At 63.1% G+C, this 1,383-nt stretch carries 1 protein-coding gene; it reads left to right on the forward strand.

Going from position 1 to position 1,383, the window contains the following annotated elements:
• Positions 1–65: 65 nt before the first annotated feature.
• Positions 66–1,238: an IS5 family transposase gene (locus AC4BBN_RS22360; protein ID WP_490594244.1), complete on the forward strand. Its 1,173-nt coding sequence runs from the start codon at positions 66–68 to the stop codon at positions 1,236–1,238.
• Positions 1,239–1,383: the final 145 nt, after the last annotated feature.

Genomic DNA, 1,383 nt, shown 5'->3' on the forward strand with positions numbered 1-1,383 from the left:
CCCCCCGCCTGGCACGCATGCTGCTGAGCTGAACGCATCGCCACCGAGCCGAACCACTTTGCACCATGCGCGGTCCCGACACCTTCACCGAGAGCCTGTTCAGCGTCAAGAAGCTTGACGACTTCGTGCCCGCATCGCATCCGCTGCGACTCATCCGCGTGATGGTCAACGAAGCGCTGGAGAAGCTCGAGGCTCTGTTCGCCGGCATGTACGAGGACGCGAGCAAAGGCGGGCGCCCCAGCATTGCCCCGCAGAAGCTGTTGCGTGCGATGGTGCTGCAGGTGCTGTACTCGGTGCGCTCGGAGCGGTTGCTGATGGAGCAAGTCCAATACAACCTGCTGTTCCGCTGGTTCATCGGGCTGTCGATGGACGACAGCGTGTGGGTGCCCACGGTGTTCAGCAAAAACCGGGATCGGCTGATCAAGCACGACACGGTGGTGGCGTTCTTCAACGAAGTGCTGGCGCAGGCCGAGCGCAAGAACTGGCTGTCCAAGGAGCACTTCAGCGTGGACGGCACCTTGATCCAGGCTTGGGCGGGCCACAAGAGCTTTGTGCGCAAGGACGATGACAGCAACGATGCCGATGGCAACGCCACCGACACGGCCGTCACCAATGCAGCCACCAACGAGTCTCCTGGCGATGACGCCAACAAGGTCGGCAGTGGCAAGGACTTCCGGGGCCAGTCGCGCAGCAACGACACCCACGCCTCCAAGACGGACCCGGACAGCCGGCTGTTCCGCAAGGGCAAGACGGCCAGCGAACTGCGCTTCATGGGCCATACGCTCATGGAGAACCGCAACGGCTTGATCGTCAATGCCACCGTCACGCAGGCTGATGGCTACGCAGAGCGGGTGGCGGCAAAGGCCATGATCAATGCCACCCGGCAGGCACACCCGGAAGCGGCGATCACCCTGGGCGCTGACAAGGGCTACGACGCGGCGGAGTTCATCGCCGAGCTGCAAAAGATGCAGGTTACGCCTCATGTGGCGCAGAACAAGTCCGGGCGACGCTCGGCAGTACCCGACGAGATTGCCCAGACCGATGGCTACGGCATGTCGATGCAGTGCAGGAAGCGCATCGAGCAAGGCTTCGGCTGGGCCAAGACCATCGGTCAGATTCGGCAAGTGATGGTGCGCGGGCTCCAACGCGTCGACCAGATGTTCGTGCTGAACATGGCCGCCTACAACCTCGTGCGCATGCGCTCGCTGGGACAAGTCCGTCCGCAGGAGGCAGGATGAGCGGTAAAGGGCCCCAAGGTGGCCTTCAGAAGGCCCGAATCGGCTTCGAAGCGAGCAGTCTGACCTTCGTTGCGCGCCGAATCCTCAAAATTCCGGCAACGGCGGGGTCGGCGTGCATGTCGGTGGGCGGTATTTCAGCAGCCTG

Source organism: Rhodoferax sp. SPJ21 (genome assembly GCF_058216335.1).